Origin of the sequence: Rheinheimera sp. NSM, from assembly GCF_052380015.1 — a bacterium.
Lineage (GTDB): Bacteria > Pseudomonadota > Gammaproteobacteria > Enterobacterales > Alteromonadaceae > Alishewanella.
The window spans coordinates 187566-205004 of the sequence record NZ_JBQTCI010000002.1 but is presented as its reverse complement, the minus strand read 5'-3'; the positions used below and the strand labels follow the sequence as shown (position 1 = coordinate 205004).

The following is a 17439-nucleotide window of genomic DNA, read 5'->3' as shown; positions in this document are numbered from 1 at the left end:
CAGCTTGCGTTGAAACTCTTAATCCCCTGAAGCTAAAGAGTTGTTATATCAGTATAAAGTGATAAAGCGGCAGATACTGCAGCCGGCCGTCAAGCTGCGCCGACTGATACAGCGCAAACTCGCTGATTTGCAGTGTTAACGGCGCTACCGGCTGCTTAAATGCCGCATCACACACCGCATGCCGTGCCAGGGTAATATGTGGCCGGTAGCTATCATGGATATCACTGAAACCCTCTGCTTTGCACAACACTGCCAGCTGCTGTTGTAACTGCAACAATGCATCGGGTATTACCGAAGGCGCCAGATACAGAATTTTTGGCCTGGCAAAGCAAGCCAGATGATCCAGCGTCAGGCTAACGGCCGCCAGCTTGATTTGCTGCGCTGCGTCAACCAGCCGCTGTTGCTGTGTGGTATTAACCTGGCCTAAGAAAAACAACGTTAAGTGCAGATTATCGTGATCTACAGCCTTAGCACCCGGGCACAAACTCAGCGCCTGCTGCTGGTACGGCAGCAACTGCTGTTGCTGCGCGTTGGAGAACTTTAGGCTGAAAAACAGCCGCTGCATCAGCCTTTCTGCCGCTGTGGTGTTTTAGCACCATGACCTTTACCACCGGCCTTTGCTGCTGGTTTGCCATTGCCGCTAAACGGCTTTTTACCCTGCTTGTCGCCTTGTGCCCGTGTTTCACTCTGGCCGCGCTTGGCAATCGCCTTAGCGGCCGGGTTTAAGCCGGTATGGCGGCTAAGTGCCGGTTGGCCACCTTTTTGTGGCTTTTTAAACTGCTCGTCTTTGCCCTCTTCCGGCACTAAACAGCCTTTGCTGCGGCCAATTAAGTGCTTTAAGCCCATTTTAATTAAGGCTTCACGAATTTGCGGCCAGCCTTTCGGGTCGTGGTAGCGCAATATGGCTTTATGTAAGCGGCGCTGGCGCTCGCCTTTGGGCACCGCCACCACTTCGTCATTGGCTTTATTGATGTTTTTCAGCGAGTTCATTTCCGTATGGTAAATGGTGGTCGCGTTGGCCATTGGGCTCGGGTAAAAGTTTTGTACCTGGTCCAGTTTAAAGTCACGCTCTTTTAACCACAGCGCCAGGTTAACCATATCCAGATCAGTGGTGCCAGGGTGGGCAGCAATAAAGTACGGAATGAGAAACTGCTGTTTGCCGGCTTCTTTACTAAAGCGGTCGAACATTTCTTTAAATTTATCATAAGCGCCCATACCAGGCTTCATCATCTTCGACAGCGGGCCGCTTTCGGTATGCTCAGGCGCTATTTTTAAATAGCCGCCAACATGGTGCTGCACCAGCTCGCGCACGTAGTTCGGATCTTCTACTGCCAGGTCGTAACGCACACCGGAGGCGACCAGCACTTTTTTAATGCCGGGTAAAGTACGCGCTTCGCGGTACAGCTCTACCGTCGGGCTTTGATCGGTGTCCATATGCTCGCAAATGGTCGGGTACACGCAGCTTGGCCGGCGGCAGGTTTGCTCAGCTTTAGGGTTTTTACAGTTTAAGCGATACATATTGGCCGTAGGGCCGCCAAGATCGGATATCACCCCGGTAAAACCCGGTACTTTGTCGCGAATATCCTTGATCTCCTGCATGATAGATTCTTTCGAGCGGCTTTGAATAATACGGCCTTCATGCTCGGTAATAGAGCAAAACGAGCAGCCGCCAAAGCAGCCGCGCATAATATTTACCGAGGTTTTAATCATCTCGTAGGCCGGAATTTTCTCCTTGCCATACACCGGATGCGGCACGCGCTGATACGGCAGGCCAAAGACTAAATCCATCTCTTCAGTACTAAGCGGAAAGGCCGGCGGGTTTACCCAAATATGCCGGTCGCCATGGCGCTGCATTATCGCACGGGCACAGCCTGGGTTAGTTTCCTGGTGCAAAATGCGCGAAGCATGGGCATACAGCGGCTTATTCACGCTGACCTGCTCAAACGCCGGCAGCTTAACGTAGGTTTGCTCCCACGGTTTTTGCCGTGGCGGCTGCACTAAAATTGGCTTGGCTTCCACCTCAGCCGGCTTAGTTAAATCGATACCGGCTTTGGCATATTCAGAATAACTGCTGCAGCCAACATCATCGGCGCCGTAAGGGTTGGAGATAGGGTCTATTTTGCCGATTTTATCTATCGCGGTAGAGTCCACACCGCGCCAGCCGGGTAACGGCTCTTTACGAATAACTGCAGTGCCGCGTACATCCTGGATCTCGCTTACCGGTATGCCAGAGGCAATACGGTGCGCCACTTCCACCAGAGGCCGCTCGGCATTGCCGTAAATAAGAATGTCGGCCTTGGCATCAAAAATGACCGAACGGCGCACTTTTTCTGACCAGTAATCATAGTGCGCAATACGGCGCAGGCTGGCCTCTATGCCGCCAATAATTACCGGAACATCTTTATAAGCTTCTTTGCAGCGCTGGGTATACACAGTAACGGCGCGGTCCGGCCGTTTGCCGCCAATATCACCGGCGGTGTAGGCATCGTCATGGCGCAGCTTTTTATCGGCGGTGTAGCGATTTATCATCGAGTCCATATTGCCGGCCGACACGCCATAAAACAGATTCGGCTTACCCAGCCGCATAAAGTCGTCTTTGCTGTGCCAATCCGGCTGACAAATCAGGCCTACACGGTAGCCCTGGGCTTCTAACATCCGCCCTACTACCGCCATACCAAAGCTGGGGTGGTCTACATAGGCATCGCCTACTACCAAAATAACATCGCAGCTGTCCCAGCCAAGCTTATCCATCTCGGCGCGTGACATAGGTAAAAACGGCGCCGTGCCATAGCACTCGGCCCAGTATTTCGGGTAAGAGAATAAATCACGCTCAGGCGCCATGCGTGCTACAGGGGCAGACTTACGGGAAACGGTAGTAGCAACAGTGGACATAAATTAAGCACCAGAGTGTATCAAGGGCACGTATTATACAAGGTGTCGTGGGGAAAGGCGAATGGAGCCTGCAGAGGCTTAAGTTGCAGACTATATAGCTCTCATGAGTGAGAAGTAGTTGGTAATATAAAGATTAAGTTTGCACGCAGCCATGTGCAATGCATCTGGGTATGTACTTGCGGAAAAACTAATATCGCTAGTTAGCTCCTTTCCAAAAAGTAGTAAATAGAGCCAATAAACTCTGTAGCTTTGCTTTTATCTCTGGTGTAGATATTACGAAATAAACGTCCATCACTATGATTTATTTGGATGATGAACCAATCCCGTTTTTTAAATAATGCAATTTTACCTATGGAGTTAAAATATATTCTATCCGTAATATCTTTTACATATGATTTCGAAGTGCCGATACCAACAAGCAAGGTACCAGCAACACCGCTTGTGAAGCCTGCCCCCTTAGTTTCTACCTGAGTTCCACTCGACAACCCCAAATAATCATTGGTTATTACAATGGATTCAGGTCGATGTTTAATTGATTGCTCATAGAAGACTTGCTCAATTTTCTTTATAGCTAAACTCTGGTCAGCTATTATACTTTTCGTAAAACCAACCTGCTGCGCTGCACATGAGCATATAAGTGGAAGGGAAAAAAATACTATAAATATTATTCTAAAACACATTCGATGATACCAAATTAAACCAAACGCAAGGGCCACGGAAAGCACGGGATAAGGTTCTGTCTTTTGCCTACACCTTTCCAATACCGCCTAAACGGGTTAGTCAACCTTATAGTTGCTGTTACATTTACCGAAAAATCAAACCTGGTCAAGCCTTTATTTGCTGCAAAAACTAAAGGCGAAAACAGGTCGAACTTCGGGTTAAGTTGCGTGATTATCCCGGCTTTGCCGACAAACTGATATATATAACCTCTGCGCTATCACTACTGTCTAACTGCACGTTACCCGCTTCATTACTCAGGCTAAGTGTATGCTGCGCTTGCAGTGTTATGTGCTTTGCCCCCAAGATCGCATTTACACTGCCGCTGGCAGTATAGATAAGCGTTTGTGGGCTTAGCGGCAATGTTTGTGCAGCTTTGCCAATAGTCAGCACCTGCAACTGTGCCTGCACAGCACCGCGGCGGGTCATCAGGTTAAAATCCCGCACAGCGCCCTTTAACAACGTGCAGTGAATGGCGGTTTCACCGGCAAAAGAAAACGGCATAAGCGGCGTATCCAGTACCTGCGGCTTGGCACCTACGCCATGCAGGCTAAAGCCCTCGCCTGTCAGCAGTAAAATTATGCGGTCGATATTATCAAAACGGGAGAACGGGCCGTCGCTGGCTACTTCTGCGATGGATAAGCGCCATAACATGCCATGCTCGTCGTCCTGGCGGCACAGCTGATGGGTAATGCCACCACCGTTTTGCCAGCGCTGGGTTTGCCACTGCGCCGGCGTGATTAGCTCGATACTCATATTGCCTCAATTTAATATGTTGGCCAAAGCGCTCATCACGCTTTACCGGTAATGCTGAATTGTGATCAGCCATTGCTTAAGCACGCCTGGCTGTTAAAATCGGGCAATGTCTTGCGCAGTGCCGTTGGCATATGCCGGCTTATCACCACAAGGTAATGCTAAATGCAGCTTAAACCAATAAATTTTATGAACAAACTCGCCTTATTCTCTGAGCAATGGTCGCCTAAAGTTGTGGCTCAGATGAACGACTATCAGTTCAAACTGGTAAAATTACAGGGTGAATTTGTCTGGCATAATCATCAAGACACTGATGAAACCTTCATAGTGTTAAAAGGAAACCTGCGGATTGATTTTAAAGAGGGTTATGTAAACCTGTCGGCCGGTGAGATGTATGTTGTACCCAAAGGGGTTGAGCACAAGCCTTATGCTGAAAACGAAGCCGAGGTGTTGTTGATAGAACCGAAGGGCGTACTGAATACCGGCGATGGCGAGGTAAACGAGCGCACGGCGACTAATGATATATGGATATAAGCAGACTAAATGCCTGTAAGGATAAGAGATTGAAAAAAGCCATGTTGATTACCTACGGCATCAGCTATTCAGCATTAATACTGTTTAACGCGTTTTGGACCTTATCGCTTGAGGGAAGCTCTGTGTTGGCTGTACTGGTAAGCCTGCTCTTCCCCGCAATATACTTAACGGGGCTGTGGGGTTACACCTTTGAGCAAAAAATAGGCTCAGCAATAATGTGGCGCGTGTTTTTCCTTCTGCTGTGTTTATCAACCGCCTCTGCACTGCTGACTGAGATCATGATTTCCCGCGGTACCTTTATAGTTTTTACAGCATTTAGTGTGGTGTTCACAATACCAATGTTGTATTTCCTGTACCAATATAGCAAAGGACAACAGAGCTTTTGGTTGAATTCGACGCAAAGCTAATTGCGCAAAAAGTGCAATGCCTGATTAACCAGCTGTTGCCGTTTCATCAAAAATGGCTGCAAAAAACTACTTAATGTAGCGCGAAAACCACTGGATCAGCTCTTCTCTTGCTTCATCTTTGCGGCCGACTAACTCATGGTCGCCGTCTTCAAAAATTCTCATGCTGAAAAACCTGTTGTTGTTGATCAGCTGTTCAGAGAACTTCATCGAATGCATAACGTTGACTGTTTTATCATCCCTGCTATGCATCAGCAGTATCGGCGCTGTTGATATCTGCTCTACCCATTTAACCGGCGAAAGCCGGTTAAATACCTGATCCGGGTTGTCTTTGTAGCCATCAACCAACGAAATATTGTTTTGTATTCCTGCTCTATTGCCGGCCCAAAGCCTGCTGTCTGTAACGCCGTTTACTGTCGCTATGGCAGCAATTCTTTGTGGCAGCGCTTTGGCAAGTTGCCAGGTTGTCAGTCCACCGCGACTGACGCCATAAACTCCGACTTTATCTGACTTGAGCGCCGGAATACTTTCAATGATGCCAAATAATGCCGTTACTTCATCAATATTATCCGCGCCATACTGCTCATCCTTGCGATAGTTACTGGCAATTATGGCAAAACCTTGCTGCGCTATCGGGAATAACTCGTATGCCACATGGCCAAAAACTAAACTGCCGAGGTTGCGCGTGCCTCCACGGTTATAAATGATGACCGGTATTTTGCCATCTTGTTTAAGGCTGCTTTTAGGTACCACTAATACACCATGTATTTCTTGCCCGTCGACTACATAGGTCAAGAATCTACAGTCAAGGTTCTCTTTCGCCGAGTCAAAACTTGCCCTTTGAAACGTTGTGGTAAAATAAGTCTCGAAGTTTTTCATTTCTTCAGCCATATTTTCAACGCCTTGCCGCTTAAACTGCGTTTCCTTTCTGGAGCGGACAAATTCCAGCCAGGAGTCATACGATGAAAATTCAGCACTGAAGCAACTATATTGGTGTTTTATACTTTTAATGCTTTGTAAGTCTAACGCGGGCTGGGCCGTGTAGCCTTTTAACGAGATGATTGCTGTTGAAAACAGCAGCGCTAAAGTAAGAAAACCAGCGTTCATTGTTACCTCCGTGTATGAATCCGGGCACAGTGTCAGGTGTTACTTCTGACTTACCGTTCGCGGGAAACAAGTTAGCTAAACTTAGACTGCCTGTTACATTTACCGAAAAATCAAACGTGGTCAAGTGTTTAGTTGTTGTAACGGCTATGGCCGTCGTGACATGCCGCTGCGTTGCGTCTGGTGTGAACGATAGTTGATGGCTAATGCTCATTGCAGGGTAATAGATAACGGTTTATCGCCGCTAACCATGCCGTCAAAACGGCCGCTGCTGTTTGCTGCAGTTAACTGAATAAAGCCTGTTTTACTGACCAGTATCAGCTGTTCGCCCTGCGCTGAACTATAGCGATACAGCGGCCAGTTTGACATATCTTGCCCGGTTGGATTAAAGCGGTTTAGCCAGCGGCTTAAGGCGCTTTGCTCATCCGTCAGGTAGCACTGCTGAGCACGGCAGCTAATCTGCCCGCTACTGCTGGTGCCGTCATAATGCAATGTGTAGCGCTTTGTGTTGTGAAGTGGTTTGGCTACAGCGCCGGAGAGATACAAACTGGCCAGCGCATCGGCGGTTTGTTCAATAGACGACACCCAGCTGCTGTTTGACAATAAAGTAATGCTTAAATCATCGTCCGGGTACAGCAATATCACTGAGCGTGCCCCCGGGTTAGTTCCGGCATGGTGGTACACCGTTCGCCCCGCTGTTGTTGTGCCCATACGCCAGCCAAAACCTAACTGATACTGCGTGGTACCGGCAACACTGCCGTCTTGCAGCTTAACAGGGGTAAACAGCAACTGCTTAAAGGCAGCTGACGCGCGGCTTTGTTTCAGCACAGCAGCGCCAAAATAGGCTAAATCACCGGCGGTGGCAGATAGCCCGGCGCCAAACACGCTGTATGACATTTCGCCGTAAGGCTGTTTTTCCATCTGCTGCCCGTTGCGCTGATACAGGCTGACTGCCATCGGGTGCAGTACGCGGATATCTTCAATAAGTGGCGAGCTCTTGCCGGTATATGCCGCGACAAACTGTGGCACACTGCGCTGTAACGGCTGAGCGGTAATTTTTTCATACAAGGCCCCGATCAGGGTATAACCGTGACTGGAGTAAGAATAGGCCTGCCCGGGCGCTGACAGCAAAGCGCGGGATTTTAGTGTATTCACTGCCGCCAGCGCCGAGCTGTAATGTGTGTTGCCGATGTCATAATCACGCGCCTGATAATGCGGCATGCCGGAGGTGTGCGCCAGCAGCTGGCGAGTGGTTATCGCATGATACTTGTTATCTAACTGTGGGTAATACCGGCCAATGGGCTGATCCGGGTCCAGTTTGTTATCCAGTACCAGTTGCGCCAGCATGGTCGCGCCGATCACTTTAGAGACACTGGCCAGACGAAACAGATGAGCTGGCGTTACCGCTTGTTGGCGTTCGGTATCGGCCTGCCCTGTCGCCACTGCGGCTACCAATTCGCCTTTATGCACCACAGCAACAGAAAATGCCGGCACTGCGGTCACGTCGGTTAACGCGGTTAATAATTGTGTTAGCTGCTGCTGATAGTTGCTGCCTGGCGGCGACTTTGCAGCAGCAGTTTCTGTAGATAGCTCGTCAGCATATACCACTCCGCTATATAACAGTGCTGACATTAACCAAACAAATAAGTGCGCCACTGCTGTGGCGCGTAAGGCTTTTTTCATACTTAATCCTCCTGGCCTGATATGGCCTGCTGAACTTAAGCATGACGCGCTTAAAAACCCCAGTTAAGAGCGGTTAAGCCCGGTTATGTTTGGTTATGACAGCCTGGTGCAGGCTGGGTTAGCCAGGGTTTGCCAGCTGCTTCAGCCTGGCCCAGATTGGGTCCTGCGCGTTCTCGCGCTGAGCGTTATCCGGTGGTAATAAACCTGAGGCAAGCAGCTCAGCGATAGCATTGTATTGCTGCTGCATTGCTACCTTATAGCTGTCGCCGCTAACTTCAAGCAACTGGCTGCGCAATATGGTAGCAGTGGTCGGTTCAATAATGCTCAGCCGCACAACGACGGTGTCGTTTAAGCTGACCACTTCGTAATGGCTTATAAGCGCTGCGCGGTTTTTTCTGGCCTGAACCGGCACCAGCATATCGCTTTGCCGCTCCGATAAAATCAGTTGGATATCAACCGGCTGCTGTGGCCGGCTCAGCATTGACCGCCAGTGTTCATACACGGCTGCAGCATCGCCGGGCATGCTTTGCACCGGAGTGTTGCTCCACAGTACTATCCGGTTATTTAGCGGCGTTTCTGCCTGGCGCAGGGTTAACGCTAACATAACCAAGCCAACGCACAGCAGCGCAAGACCGGCTAAGCCTAAGCCCAAACGCAGCCTGCGATTGCGTTGACGCAAAGGGGTAGCAGCCGGCGTAACAATAAGCCGGTAACCTTCATTGCGAACCGCCTGAATTTCGATGCCACTAATGGCCGATTGTTCAATGGCCTTACGCAGCACAAAAATGCGTTGCTTCAGCGTATCGGCACTAACGGTTACATTGCCCCACACCGCTTTGATAAGCTCATCTACCGCTATGATTACGCCCGGCGAGCCGGCGAGTGTTTCCAGCAAACGGTAGCTCAACGGCTGTAAGGTAAGCGTCTCACTGTTTAAACTAACGCGGTGATTTATTGGATCAAAGGTTATCATTTGCTGAACACCAGTTGTAGCGGTTATATAACTCGGTATCGTCGATAAGCTCCATCATCTGGTTAAACGCCCAGGCTGGTCAACGGCTAACTGCACTTGTCAGCCATATAGCAACAACAACCGGTAACAAAGCTAAAGCGCTGCATAAAACCTAAAATTTAGCTGCCGAAGTTAAAAAAGATGCCCACCGCCAGCTCGGCCCAGCAATATAAAAAAACCACCGCAACGGCTACCGCCAGCCAGAGCCGCTTTGCTGCTGGAATACGCCTGGCCAGCAGCACAAAGCTGCTGGCACTGCCAAACATTAAGCTGCTCATCAGGATAAAATCAGCGCTGCTCCAGTTCACCTCTGCAGTTAGCTGCATGGCAGTAAAAGGGATCAGCAGCACAGTAGCTGTTATCAGGGCTATCCAGATAAAAATGTCGTTACGTTGCAGTAGTGATGTCATTAGCCTGTCTCCTGAGTTAATCAGCAGTATGGGTGTGCTGTGCCTGTTGTCAGCGCCTGCAACTGCCATTTATCCATTAATCATTTTTTATTGCAACCACAAACAGCGACTCAGCTGAGCATGGCCACTGATGTTCAATTTTAAAACCTGCATTGTGCAGTATCCTTAGCAGTTCAGCCTTCGACAACATTGACACAGGAGGAGCAAGATTGAGTTTTTGCATCAGCCTGATCAACACTCGGAATAACGGGTTAACTTCTTTTAACAATGATGTGCTGCTGATAAAAACGCCACGCGGTTTGAGCAGATCGGCTGTTATTTGCACGGCAGCGTCAACGTCGTCGACAAGGTGTAATACGTTAAGCGCCAGCACAGCATCAAAGGGTGTCGCCTGGCGCGGCAATTCATCCACCGCAGCACGCAAGAACTCTATATTATCAAGCCCTGCCTGCTGCGCCGCTTTAATTCCGTGTTGGATCATCAATTCGGAGATGTCAGTAGCGACAACCCGCTTGACCCTCTTGGCATGATATAGCGCTGTTTCACCGCTGCCACAGCCAATCTCCAGCACAACGTCTGTCGGTAGCAGGTATTTGGCAGTGATATCTAATTTCTTTTGATATGTTTTTACGTCTTTTATCGGCTTTTTCAGGTATTTTGCCGCCGTTTTATCCCAGAAAGCGCGGGAAGTTAGCATCGCTCTACCTCCAGTTTAAATATTCAATCTTTATCGACTTGTACCTGTTGTTTTGGCTGTTCGTAATTGTAGCCAGTTTCCAGAGTAACCCTTAGCCAATTGATCTCGTCTGTTTTGCCGGGTAAAAACTCAAAAGTTGTGTTCGCTTGATGATTGCTGTCACTTAACCGCCGGCTTTAGTTATTCCCTGCTGTAATATGGCGTGGGATAACTCGCCAAAATGCGTATCGGCCAGCTTACCATCAGCACTGAAAAACAAGGTTGCAGGCACGCCTTGCGCACCGTAATAGCTGGCAACATCACCGCGGTAATCCAACAGCACATTGTCAAAAGCCAACTGATGCTGGCGCAGGTACTGCTGCACCGTATCGCGATTTTCCTGCAGGTTAACTAGCATAAAGCTAACGTTCGGGTTCTGCTGCTCTGCTTCTAATAACGCCGGCATTTCACGATGACAAGGCGGGCACCAGCTGGCCCACAAATTAAGCACCACAGGTTTGCCCTGTGCCAGTTGCGGCAAGGCAACCTGATAACCTGACAGCGTTTCGAGACGGATATCGGCCAGTTGTTGTTGCTGATGTTGTGAGTGCAACAGCCCGGAGCCGAGCGCAAAACACGCCGCCGCAGTCACTACTCCCGCCACCATAGCGCGTTGCAACTGTGCAAAACGTTTTAGCTGCACCACCAGCAGCGCCAAGGCGGCAAGCACCGTTGCGCCGGTATCAATACCGCGATCGCGAAAGTCCAGCATTTGCCAGACGCTGTCGTAACTGTCGGCAAAGCGAATGACAAACACCAGCCGGCCAAATAACAAGGCGCCGAAAAATACCAGTAGTAAAGGGTCTGTCGTGCTGGCGTCGCCTCGCCTAGTTAAAACACGGGCCACCAAAAGGCCAATGGCTACGCTGGCCAGCAGCACCAGCACAGCAGTGGGTAAGGAAAGTGGCCCAATTGAGATACTTAACATTGGCAGATTGGTTTTCCGGTTGAATTAAAACTGACAGCCAGTATATAGGCTATTGCACTAAAATAGCGCTAAGCCGCATAATTGCCGTAAGCTGAAACAGCAAAGCACTTAAGCGGCGCTAATAATAAATCATCATCAGGATAGTTATGAGTAAAACCAACAGCGGTGCCCGGGCTTATCAGCAGCAGGAACAGGGTTATCGCGACAAGGCGTTAAAAATGTACCCCTGGGTATGCGGCCGTTGTGCCCGCGAGTTTGTGCACTCCAATTTGCGCGAATTAACCGTGCATCATATTGACCACAACCACAGCAATAACCCCTCTGATGGCAGCAACTGGGAGCTGCTGTGTATTTATTGCCATGATAACGAGCACAATAAATTCCACGAATTTGTGCTGTATGGCGGTACTACAGAGCAAAAAGTGGCGGCGGCAACCCATAACCCTTTTGCCGATTTAAAAGCCTTGTTAAATAAACCGAAGTGATTTCTCGAAATTAGTAGCCACCAGCTGGCAGGCTAAGCGCAAAGCGCGACACCGCTAACACTAACGCTGTGCAATGTTTATTAAGCGTTCTGCCTGCTGCTTTAGCGCTTGTTTTAGTTCCGGCGGTTCAATAATGCTGAAATCAAACGGTAGCTGGCTTAACCACTGTGCTAAACAATAACAGCTGTCAGTACGGGTATTAAGCAGTAAGCCCTCTGGCTGTGGTTTAAGCATCGATGCCGTATCACCCATTGCCTGTGCTGCGGTGTATTTATCGGTATGCAACATAACCTGTACATCTATATTACCCGGCATGCCATACAGGCTCTGCGTAAAATGTTCAGCTGAATCAAAACTGTCCGGCCGGTTAAAGCTGTGATCCAGTAATGCTATCTGTTGCAGACGATCCAGCCGGAAGGTGCGCAGCTCCTGCCTTAGATGACAATAGCCACTCATATACCAGCGTCCGCTGCGAAACAGTAAACCATAAGGGTCAACTTGCCTGGAAACCGGCGCTTGCTGATAAGCGGCATAACGGATAATGACCGAGCGCTGTTGCTCTAATGCATCTAATAACGGCGCTAAGTGCTGGCCGGGTGTTTCAGTATCAGATGCAGGCAATATTAACTTGATGCTGTCGGCAATAGCACGGGAGCGGGATTTCAGCTTAGCCGGCATTACCCGCTCCAGCTTGGCCTGAACACTGCTGATAGCCGCTTGCGTATCGGCCAGGTTCAGGTTGTGTGCAGCTAACAAGCCCAGCGACAGCGCCAGGGTTTCGTCATTGGTAAACATCATCGGCGGCAATTTAAAGCCGGCTACCAGCATATAGCCGCCGTCGCAGCCTTGTTCGGTGGTCACCGGAATACCCAGCTGCTCCAACGCTTGAATATAACGCCGCACCGTGCGTTTATCTACCCCCAGCCTTGCTGCTAACTCGGTACCGCTTAAGCGGCCGTGAGATTGCAGCAGCTCAAGCAGGCTAAGCACACGGATAGTCGGGCCGCTCATTTATATCTGCGCCTGTTCATTTACGCTTCCTGTTGTGACTAACAGACACAAAATATAACCGATAACTAGGACGTATTCTGTCCTATATGGGTTTTATTCTGCGTTGGCAGCGGAAAACATCCGCCAATACCCTCACTTTTAATGGCAACAAGGAATGCAAACATGAAACCGTTAACCTTATATACCAACCCTCAATCACGTGGCCGCATTATCCGCTGGATGCTGGAAGAGCTGGATGTACCTTACAGCGTAAAGGTGCTGCAGTATGGTCCGCAGATGAAAACCGCCGATTTTTTAGCGCTGAACCCAATGGGCAAAGTGCCGGTAATTACCCACGGCGATGTGGTGGTAACGGAAGCGGCCGCCATTTGTGCCTACCTGGCCGATCAGTTTGCCGACAAGCAACTGGCCCCTGCGCCGGATAGCCCAGAGCGCGCCAGCTACTATCGCTGGTTGTTTTTTGCTGCCGGCCCGCTGGAAATGGCCACCAGCGCCAAAGCTTTTGACTGGCGTATTGATACCGACAACGCAGCCGCCGTAGGCGCCGGCTTGTACGCGGACACACTGAACGCGCTGGAAACCGCCTTAACCCGGGGCCCTTATATTTGTGGTGAGCAATTTACCGCTGCTGATGTCTATGTAGGCAGCCATATTGAATGGGGCATGATGTTTGAAACGTTAGAGCCGCGGCCGGCTTTTACCCGCTATGTACAACGGTTGCAAGCGCGCAAAGCGGCCATTAAGGCTAATGAATTGGATGATGCTCTGCTAAAACAGCCGGCGTAATTATTCTTTGCCGGAACGGCCCTGCTGCCAGGGCCATTTACCGGTTAATTCCAGCTCCAGCGTAAAGCTTAAAAAGGTACGGATTAGCACCACCAGCGCCAGCACGCCCACCGTTTCAAATGTTAACTCCACGGCTACGGTATGAATAATGTCGGCTGCGATTAAAAATTCCAGCCCCAGCAGAATGCCGCGCCCCAAGCGCTGGCGCACCTGCTGCTGTATTTCACGCGGTGAGTCCCGTTTCAGCAGCCTCACAGCACCATGCGCCAGCGAGTAGATGGCAATAACAGTAATAATGCCAATACCCAATAGCTCAACAACAACAGCGCACCATTCCGGCAAATTGCCGGCAATGTTAGTTATTCCGTCTGTCATATAAGCTCCCTTCTGTTAAGCGGAAAACCAGGCTGGCGATTACTTTGGCAGCAGCAGTGTTTCGTCAATAGCAATAAAACGGCTGGCGGCTTTTACCAGGGCCTGGGCGGTTAAACCCTCCACACCGTATACCTCTACTTCGGTTTGGTACTTAGTGGTAAGTTTGTCTGCCAGCAGGCCGAAATCACCATCGCCGGAGGCCAGTACCAGTACATCGCTGTGCTGGCCATATTCAATAGCGTCCAGCGTGATCCCCACATCCCAGTCGCCCTTGGCGGAGCCGTCGGCACGCTGAATAAACGGCTTCAGCTTTACCTCAAAGCCAATGGCGCGCAGGATGTTTTGAAACTGGCGCTGTTTTTCATCACCGCGATCTATGGCATAAGCAATGGCTTTAATTACAGTACGCCCGGCCGTTACGCGGCGCCAAAAAGCGTTGTAGTCAAAATTGCGCTGATATGCCTCACGGCTGGTGTAGTAGATGTTTTGTACATCTACCAGGATAGTAACGCCGAGCATGGCAGGCCTCTGATAGCAAAACAGCTAAGCTAACCGGCAACGCAGTAAGCTGCAACCGTTTTTACGTTATAAAGCAAAGACTCTTTAATTGAACCATCCTGTCTTACCGCAAAACCAAATTACTATAAATATTGACTGGCATTGCAAATCCTGATTCATAAAACCGATTAACACGATAGGCAAATCCGGCTTTCGCCGCCTGATATTCAGGTCTATAGTCAATGCAATATTTAAGCGGGTACATGTAGTAACCCTATGAAAAAACTACGTTGCAAGGAGTAAGATATGGACAATAACAACAACGGCTCAGGCGGAAAATGCCCGGTGATGCACGGCGGCAATACCAAAGTGGGCGGCGCCGGCAGGAAGAATATGGACTGGTGGCCTAACCAGCTGAACCTGAAGATTTTGCACCAGAATGACAAAAAATCTAACCCGCTGGGGGAGGATTTTAACTACGCCGAAGAATTCAAAAAACTCGATCTGGCGGCAGTTAAAAAAGACCTTGAATATGTGATGACCGACTCGCAAGACTGGTGGCCGGCAGATTACGGCCATTACGGGCCCTTTATGATCCGCATGGCCTGGCATGCTGCCGGCACTTACCGCATGGGCGATGGCCGTGGCGGTGCCGCTACCGGCAACCAACGTTTTGCGCCGCTGAACAGCTGGCCGGATAACGGCAACCTGGACAAAGCCCGCCGCCTGCTGTGGCCGGTAAAACAAAAGTATGGCAACAAGCTATCCTGGGCCGACTTATTTATTCTGGCCGGTAATGTAGCGCTGGAATCTATGGGCTTTAAAACCTTTGGTTTTGGCGGCGGCCGTGCCGACATTTTCGAGCCGGAAGAAGATATTTACTGGGGTGCAGAAACCGAATGGCTGGCCAGCAGCGACAAGGCCAACAGCCGTTACTCCGGCGAGCGCGAGTTGGAAAACCCGTTAGCGGCAGTACAAATGGGCCTGATTTACGTCAATCCGGAAGGTCCGGACGGCAACCCGGACCCGTTAGGCTCTGGTCGTGATGTACGCGAAACCTTCGCCCGGATGGCGATGAATGACTACGAAACCGTTGCCCTAACCGCCGGAGGTCACACCTTTGGTAAAGCGCACGGTGCCGGTGATGCCGCCCATGTTGGCGCCGAGCCGGAAGCTGCACCTATTGAACAAATGGGCTTTGGCTGGAACAACAGCTTCAGAAGCGGCAAAGGCCGGGACACCATTACCAGTGGTATTGAAGGTGCCTGGACCCCGACGCCAACCAAATGGGACAACAGCTATTTTGATGTGTTGTTTGGTTACGACTGGAAATTAGTCAAAAGCCCGGCCGGTGCTCACCAATGGGCGGCCATTAATCTGGCAGGCAAAGATCATGCGCCGGATGCGGCAGACACCAGTGTCCGCGTAGGGATTATGATGACAACCGCCGATATGGCGATGCGTGAAGACCCGGCCTATCGCAAAATTTCTGAGCATTTTCACAAAAACCCGGCCGAATTTGCCGACGCCTTCGCCCGCGCCTGGTTTAAATTAACTCACCGCGACATGGGGCCAAAATCACGCTACCTCGGACCGGAAGTGCCGGCAGAAGATTTGATCTGGCAAGACCCGGTGCCAAAGGTAGATCACGAGTTGGTTAACAATGCCGATATTGCCAAACTAAAAAGCGCCATTTTGGCGTCCGGTTTAAGCGTATCGCAACTGGTGTATACCGCCTGGTCGTCCGCGTCTACCTTCCGTGGCTCTGACAGCCGTGGTGGGGCCAACGGTGCCCGTATTCGCTTAGCGCCGCAAAAAGACTGGCAGGTAAACCAACCGGCACAGTTGCAACAGGTGCTGAGTGTGCTTGGCAGCATTGCGCAAAACTTTAATACTGCGCAAAGCGGCAATAAAAAGGTCTCGCTGGCCGATATTATTGTGCTGGCAGGTGCCGCCGCCATAGAAAAAGCCGCTCTGGACGCTGGTGTAACTGTGGCCGTGCCTTTTGCCCCGGGCCGTACCGATGCCACAGACGAGCAAACCGATGCCGAATCGTTCGATGTGCTGGAGCCGGTGGCAGATGGCTTCCGTAACTATATGAAAAAAGCCTACACCATATCGGCGGAAGAACTGCTGCTGGATAAGGCACAACTGCTTACCCTAACCGCGCCGGAAATGACAGTGTTAGTCGGTGGTATGCGCGCACTTAACGCCAATTACGGCCAGAGCCAGGATGGTGTCTTTACCGATAAACCCGGCACGCTGAGCAACGATTTCTTTGTTAACCTGCTGGATATGAATACGCAGTGGCAACCGGTGTCAGCAGAGGCACAGCGGTTTGAAGGCCGTGACCGTAAAACCGGTCAGGTTAAATGGACAGCCAGCCGCGTTGACCTGGTCTTCGGCTCTAACTCGCAACTGCGGGCCATTGCCGAAGTGTATGGCGCCAGTGACGCTAAGCTGAAGTTTGTCACAGACTTTGTCAAAGCCTGGACCAAAGTAATGCACGCCGATCGTTTTGATCTGCGCTAACACCACTAATGCTATGGCTGGTTAGCCACAGCTGAAACTACGGGCGCATCCATTGCGCCCGTTTTTATTGGCGCAGCGTTATTGCTGACATAGCGGCACAAACTGCGCATTAAGCAGCCGGCGTAAGTCCTCAGCACTTAGCTCAATTTCCAACCCACGCCGCCCGGCGCTGACGTAAATAGTGGCAAATTGCTGCGCTGAGCTGTCAATTAAGGTGGGCAACAGCTTTTTTTGCCCCAGCGGGCTTACGCCACCCAATACATAGCCGCTGCTGCGCATTACATCGGCGGCAGTGGCCATTTCGGCTTTTTTCACCCCTAATGCTTTGGCAACCTGCTTCATGCTCAGTAACTGATCTACCGGCAACACCGCTACCGCCAGCTGTTTTGCATCCAGGCTCAGCACCAGGGTTTTAAATACCTGCTGTGGCGACAACCCCAGCTTTTCTGCCGCTTCCAAGCCATAAGAGGCGGCCGCCGCGTCATGCTGATATTGATGCAGCTGGTGGCTTACCGCGCGTTTTCTTACCAGTTCAACTGCCGGCGTCATAGCACACTCACTTTATTTTTAACTCTAATA

19 protein-coding genes are annotated in these 17439 nt (G+C 50.4%); 5 read left to right on the top strand and 14 right to left on the bottom strand.

Annotated elements, in window-relative coordinates:
- Window positions 1-43: 43 nt before the first annotated feature.
- From thpR to ACTZWV_RS06790, 4 genes are all read right to left on the bottom strand, one after another.
- The gene (gene thpR / locus ACTZWV_RS06805) at window positions 44-565 is read right to left on the bottom strand and encodes an RNA 2',3'-cyclic phosphodiesterase (protein ID WP_444785823.1); all 522 of its coding nucleotides are present in this window, start codon (window positions 563-565) and stop codon (window positions 44-46) included.
- Window positions 565-2841: a YgiQ family radical SAM protein gene (locus ACTZWV_RS06800; protein ID WP_444786274.1), complete on the bottom strand. Its 2277-nt coding sequence runs from the start codon at window positions 2839-2841 to the stop codon at window positions 565-567. Before ACTZWV_RS06800 ends, thpR begins: the two co-directional genes overlap by 1 nt.
- 251 nt (window positions 2842-3092) lie before the next feature.
- Window positions 3093-3608 carry a hypothetical protein gene (locus ACTZWV_RS06795; protein WP_444785822.1) on the bottom strand — a complete coding sequence of 172 codons (516 nt, stop codon included), beginning with the start codon at window positions 3606-3608 and terminating at the stop codon, window positions 3093-3095.
- A gap of 175 nt (window positions 3609-3783) precedes the next feature.
- A complete protein-coding gene (locus ACTZWV_RS06790) occupies window positions 3784-4365 on the bottom strand; it encodes a HutD/Ves family protein (RefSeq protein WP_444785821.1) in 582 nt (193 codons plus the stop codon).
- Between the two features lie 186 nt (window positions 4366-4551).
- On the opposite strand from ACTZWV_RS06790, the gene ACTZWV_RS06785 reads away from it, so the two are divergent.
- Together ACTZWV_RS06785 and ACTZWV_RS06780 are read left to right on the top strand one after the other, a co-directional pair.
- Complete coding sequence (locus ACTZWV_RS06785; protein WP_444785820.1) at window positions 4552-4896, top strand: cupin domain-containing protein; 345 nt, start codon at window positions 4552-4554, stop codon at window positions 4894-4896.
- A gap of 29 nt (window positions 4897-4925) precedes the next feature.
- On the top strand, window positions 4926-5303 hold the full coding sequence (locus ACTZWV_RS06780; RefSeq protein ID WP_444785819.1) for a hypothetical protein: 378 nt from the start codon (window positions 4926-4928) through the stop codon (window positions 5301-5303).
- A gap of 66 nt (window positions 5304-5369) precedes the next feature.
- On the opposite strand, the gene ACTZWV_RS06775 is transcribed toward ACTZWV_RS06780, so the two are convergent.
- The 6 genes from ACTZWV_RS06775 to ACTZWV_RS06750 form a co-directional block, all read right to left on the bottom strand.
- The gene (locus ACTZWV_RS06775) at window positions 5370-6407 is read right to left on the bottom strand and encodes an alpha/beta hydrolase family protein (protein WP_444785818.1); all 1038 of its coding nucleotides are present in this window, start codon (window positions 6405-6407) and stop codon (window positions 5370-5372) included.
- A gap of 207 nt (window positions 6408-6614) precedes the next feature.
- Complete coding sequence (locus ACTZWV_RS06770; protein ID WP_444785817.1) at window positions 6615-8087, bottom strand: serine hydrolase domain-containing protein; 1473 nt, start codon at window positions 8085-8087, stop codon at window positions 6615-6617.
- Between the two features lie 118 nt (window positions 8088-8205).
- Entirely contained in the window at window positions 8206-9060 is an 855-nt protein-coding gene (locus ACTZWV_RS06765) for a winged helix-turn-helix domain-containing protein (protein WP_444785816.1), read from the bottom strand.
- 158 nt (window positions 9061-9218) lie between these two features.
- Entirely contained in the window at window positions 9219-9509 is a 291-nt protein-coding gene (locus ACTZWV_RS06760; protein WP_444785815.1) for a hypothetical protein, read from the bottom strand.
- 76 nt (window positions 9510-9585) lie between these two features.
- Complete coding sequence (locus ACTZWV_RS06755) at window positions 9586-10206, bottom strand: class I SAM-dependent methyltransferase (protein WP_444785814.1); 621 nt, start codon at window positions 10204-10206, stop codon at window positions 9586-9588.
- 163 nt (window positions 10207-10369) lie between these two features.
- Window positions 10370-11173 carry a TlpA family protein disulfide reductase gene (locus ACTZWV_RS06750; RefSeq protein ID WP_444785813.1) on the bottom strand — a complete coding sequence of 268 codons (804 nt, stop codon included), beginning with the start codon at window positions 11171-11173 and terminating at the stop codon, window positions 10370-10372.
- Window positions 11174-11319: 146 nt separating this feature from the next.
- Between ACTZWV_RS06750 and ACTZWV_RS06745 the strand changes: the two genes are divergently transcribed.
- A complete protein-coding gene (locus ACTZWV_RS06745; protein WP_444785812.1) occupies window positions 11320-11658 on the top strand; it encodes a YajD family HNH nuclease in 339 nt (112 codons plus the stop codon).
- A gap of 60 nt (window positions 11659-11718) precedes the next feature.
- Here the strand turns inward: ACTZWV_RS06745 and ACTZWV_RS06740 are convergent, their stop codons facing one another.
- Window positions 11719-12669, bottom strand: a complete 951-nt coding sequence (locus tag ACTZWV_RS06740) for a helix-turn-helix transcriptional regulator (protein WP_444785811.1) — start codon at window positions 12667-12669, stop codon at window positions 11719-11721.
- Window positions 12670-12831: 162 nt separating this feature from the next.
- On the opposite strand from ACTZWV_RS06740, the gene ACTZWV_RS06735 reads away from it, so the two are divergent.
- On the top strand, window positions 12832-13455 hold the full coding sequence (locus ACTZWV_RS06735; RefSeq protein ID WP_444785810.1) for a glutathione S-transferase family protein: 624 nt from the start codon (window positions 12832-12834) through the stop codon (window positions 13453-13455).
- Here ACTZWV_RS06735 and ACTZWV_RS06730 read toward each other — a convergent pair whose 3' ends face one another.
- Both ACTZWV_RS06730 and ACTZWV_RS06725 read right to left on the bottom strand, forming a co-directional pair.
- The gene (locus ACTZWV_RS06730; protein WP_444785809.1) at window positions 13456-13830 is read right to left on the bottom strand and encodes a DUF1622 domain-containing protein; all 375 of its coding nucleotides are present in this window, start codon (window positions 13828-13830) and stop codon (window positions 13456-13458) included.
- A 39-nt stretch (window positions 13831-13869) separates the two neighbouring features.
- Complete coding sequence (locus tag ACTZWV_RS06725; protein WP_444785808.1) at window positions 13870-14349, bottom strand: NYN domain-containing protein; 480 nt, start codon at window positions 14347-14349, stop codon at window positions 13870-13872.
- 285 nt (window positions 14350-14634) lie between these two features.
- Between ACTZWV_RS06725 and katG the strand changes: the two genes are divergently transcribed.
- Window positions 14635-16860, top strand: a complete 2226-nt coding sequence (katG, locus tag ACTZWV_RS06720) for a catalase/peroxidase HPI (protein WP_444785807.1) — start codon at window positions 14635-14637, stop codon at window positions 16858-16860.
- 78 nt (window positions 16861-16938) lie between these two features.
- Here katG and ybaK read toward each other — a convergent pair whose 3' ends face one another.
- Window positions 16939-17409, bottom strand: coding sequence for a Cys-tRNA(Pro) deacylase (ybaK, locus tag ACTZWV_RS06715; RefSeq protein ID WP_444785806.1), 471 nt, complete (start codon window positions 17407-17409; stop codon window positions 16939-16941).
- Window positions 17410-17439 lie beyond the last annotated feature (30 nt).